We start from the raw sequence: 3,622 nt of genomic DNA, 5'->3' as shown, positions 1-3,622 counted from the left end.
GTGCTGCAGGACGCCGCGAAGGTCACCCTGCTGGTGGGCGTGGGCACCCGGGAAGCACGTCCCGAGGTACTCGAGCTGGCCGAGCGGCTGCAGGCCCCGATGGTGCTGACCCTCAAGGCCAAGGAGGGCCTGGAAGAGCAGAACCCCTACCAGGTGGGGCAGACCGGGCTGATCGGCAACCCGGCGGCGGCCAAGGCGCTGGATGAGGCCGAGGTGCTGTTCCTGGTGGGCACCGACTTCCCCTACCGGGACTGGTACCCCACCGGCAAGACGGTGATCCAGCTGGACATGCGCGCCGAGCACATTGGCCGGCGCACCCAGGTGGCCCATTCCCTGGTCGGGCACGTGCAGCCCACCCTCACCGAGCTGCTGCCGCTGCTGAACACCTCGCGCGAGGGCAAGCACCTGAGCGCCATGCGCAAGGACTACGAGCACTGGATGCAGCGTCAAATGAAGATCACCGACCCGCAGCGGGACCGAGGTCTGATCGGCAAGGTGCGCAGCCTGGTGGAAAACCCGGATGAGCTGATCCGCCCGGAGGCGGTGGCCGCCGCCCTGGACGCTCAGGCGGACCAGGACGCGATCTTCACCAGCGACACCGGCATGTCCACCGTCTGGCTTTCCCGGTTCATCACGATGAGCGGGACCCGGCGGCTGCTGGCTCCTACAACTTGGGCTCCATGGCCAACGCCATGCCTCAGGCGCTGGGCGCCCAGGCCCTGGACCGCACCCGCCAGGTGATCGCCAACTGCGGGGACGGCGGCTGATGATGCTGCTCGGGGATTTGCGCACCGCGGTGACCTACAACCTGCCGGTGAAGTTCGTGGTGTACAACAACGGGCGGCTGGGCATGGTGAAGCTGGAGCAGGAGCAGGGCGGGCTGCAGGAATTCGGCACCGAGCTGGACAACCCCGACATTTCCGCGGTGGCCCAGGCCATGGGCCTGAAGGTGCAGCGGGTCACCGACCCCCAACAGCTGGATGCCGCCGTCGCCGCCGCCCTGGCCAGCGAGGGCCCCTACCTGTTGGACATCCAGACCAACCCGCAGGAGATTTCGCTGCCGCCCAAGGCCACCGTCTCGGACGCGTGGGGCTTTGCGATCGCCAAGTCCAAGGAGGCCTTGGAAAGCGCCTAGCTGCAGCAGCATATACCAGACGAATAGCGCTCACCGATTGTATGACGAGGACCCCATGGAAAGGACGTGGACTGATTAAGTGGCAGCACGCGCAACGAGTCGACACCAACAAGGCATGAAGTGGGGCCCTGCGCTAACCGAGCTGCTGGTCGGATTGATTTGCCTGGGAATCGCGGCATTGGCCCTGCTCTGGGTTAGCGGCGTCGTTCAGCCGCCTGAGGAGCTTCCCAGCGTTCGGCGGCCGTGGCATTTCACGTCCTTCACTGTACTGGAGCAGTGGCTCTGGCTTGCATTTTGGACGGCGCTTTCCGTCATGGTGCTCTCCGATGCGATCCGGCGAACCATCGTCACCGTCTGCAAGCGACGGAACCGGGAGTGGGAAGAGCAGGAAACGGATACCGGGTCTGCCTCGGGACGCAAGCGGATAAAGGCAGAAGCGCCACTTCTGCATTCAAAGCACAGGCGTCGACGCTAAGTGTAGTGCTCGGTGAGGCGCGTTGAATTGCTCGGCGGATGAAGACCTCCTGACATGGTGTGGAGCTGTCCAAGTAGCCGCTTCACAATTGGAAGGCCGCCATTGCCGAACTAACGCAGCGCTGATCCTAAGGCGCGTTTGCCGCTGACCTTGCTCGTCGCCGTCCGCGGCAGGAGCACGAGCGCAGGAATCTCTTTCTCGCCCCTGTACACCCTGGCCTTCATCGCCCTACCGGGCACCTGCCTGAGTGTTGCCGGGCGCACCTGGGGGGCGCACCACAACCAGGAGCTAGGCAAGGCATCACGAGCCTTCTTAGCATCGCCGTGCGGGTAACGGTTTACCTCGATTTGAGAAGCACTGACCTAGCTCGCGGGAAAAGCAAAAGCGCCTCCCCTCACTTCGAAGTTATCTCGTGAGGGGAGGCGCTGGCTGCTGCGGCAGACTTCCTACGCCTCGCCGCGTCGGATCAGCTTGCCCTTCGGCGTCTGGAAGTCCACGTCGACCCCGCCCACCATGGCCGAGCGGATGACCCCGGCCAGGGTCTTGCCCTCGTAGGGGCAGATCGGGTTCTTGTGGTGCAGCTTCTTCACGTCCACCACGAACGCCTCATCCGGGGCGAAGAGCGCGAAGTCGGCGTCGTTGCCCAGGGCGATGGCGCCCTTGTTCTTCAGCCCGGCCAGTTCGGCCGGCTTGGTGGACATCCACGAAATGACCTGTTCCAGGCCGATGCCGCGCTGCTTGGCCTCGGACCAGATCAGCGGCAGGCCCAGCTGCAGGGAGGCGACCCCGCCCCAGGCGACGCCGAAGTCCCCGTTTTCCACATCCTTCAGGTCGATGGTGGAGGGCGAGTGGTCCGAGACGATGCAGTCGATGACCCCCTCCTCCAGGCCCTTCCACAGCAGTTCGCGGTTGGAGGCCTCACGGATCGGCGGGCAGCACTTGTAGGCGGTGGCGCCGTTGGGGATTTCCTCGGCCAGCAGGGTCAGGTAGTGCGGGCAGGTTTCCACGGTCAGCTTCACACCGTCCGCCTTGGCGCTCTTGATCATGGCCAGCGCGTCCGAGCTGGACAGGTGCAGCACGTGGGCGCGGGCCCCGGTCCAGCGGGCGCGCTCGATCACCTGGCGATGGCCACGTTTTCCGCGCCGCGTGGGCGGGACTTGAGGAACCGCTCGTACTGGTCGCCCTCGGCGTCCGGGGCGCGGTCGATGGCGTGGGAGTCCTCGGCGTGCACGATCATCAGCGAGTCGAAGGTCTTCAGCTCCTCCATGTCCTCCTCCATCTCCTCAACGGTGAGGGAGGGGAACTCGTCCACGCCGGAGTGCAGCAGGAAGCACTTGAAGCCGAACACCCCGGCGTCGTGCAGTTCGCGCAGGTCCTTCTTGTTCCCCGGGATGGCCCCGCCCCAGAACCCGACGTTGACGTACGCCTTGGTGCTGGCGGCCTCGCGCTTGATTTCCAGCGCCTGAAGGTTCACGGTGGGCGGGATGGAGTTCAGCGGCATGTCCACGATGGTGGTCACCCCGCCGGCGGCGGCGGCCTTGGTGGCCGATTCGAAGCCTTCCCATTCGGTGCGGCCCGGCTCGTTGACGTGGACGTGGGTGTCCACCAGGCCCGGCAGCAGCACCTCATCGGCACCGACCTCGATGACCCGTTCGCCGCGCAGGTTGTTGCCCAGCGGTTCGATGGCCACGATCTTCCCGTCCTTCACGCCCACTTCGCGGGCGGTGATTCCGGCCGTGGTCAGGATGCGTTCGCCGCGCAACACCAAGTCGAACTCGGTGGTCGTCTCGGTGCCGGTGGCGGCCTGGGTGGTTTCGGTGCTCACAGTTCGTGCTCCTGATTCCTGATGTGTGATTCCTTGGGTGCGGGTGGGTGCCGGTTGCCTACCGGCGGCCCGCGGTGGTGCTCGCGGCATGCTCCTGCGCGATGGTCTTGGCCAGCCGGGTGCCGGCCTCGGTGACCAGTTCGGCCGAGCGGGTCATGGCCTCGCCCGGATCCTTCACCAGGTCCAC

3 pseudogenes are annotated in these 3,622 nt (G+C 65.8%); 2 read left to right on the top strand and 1 reads right to left on the bottom strand.

Annotation, left to right across the window (positions count from 1 at the left end):
* Positions 1 to 741, top strand: a pseudogene (locus tag JCM19049_RS09635) (hypothetical protein); the annotation flags it as partial.
* Positions 681 to 1,135: pseudogene (locus JCM19049_RS09630) on the top strand (thiamine pyrophosphate-dependent enzyme). The pseudogenes JCM19049_RS09635 and JCM19049_RS09630, both read left to right, overlap by 61 nt.
* Before the next feature lie 921 nt (positions 1,136 to 2,056).
* Here the strand turns inward: JCM19049_RS09630 and allB are convergent.
* Positions 2,057 to 3,435, bottom strand: a pseudogene (allB, locus tag JCM19049_RS09620) (allantoinase AllB).
* Between the last annotated feature and the right edge of the window lie 187 nt (positions 3,436 to 3,622).

It is taken from the genome of Arthrobacter sp. JCM 19049, from assembly GCF_001310435.1.
Note: the sequence above shows the minus strand (reverse complement) of the source record. Positions and strands in the feature narration are given on the sequence as shown.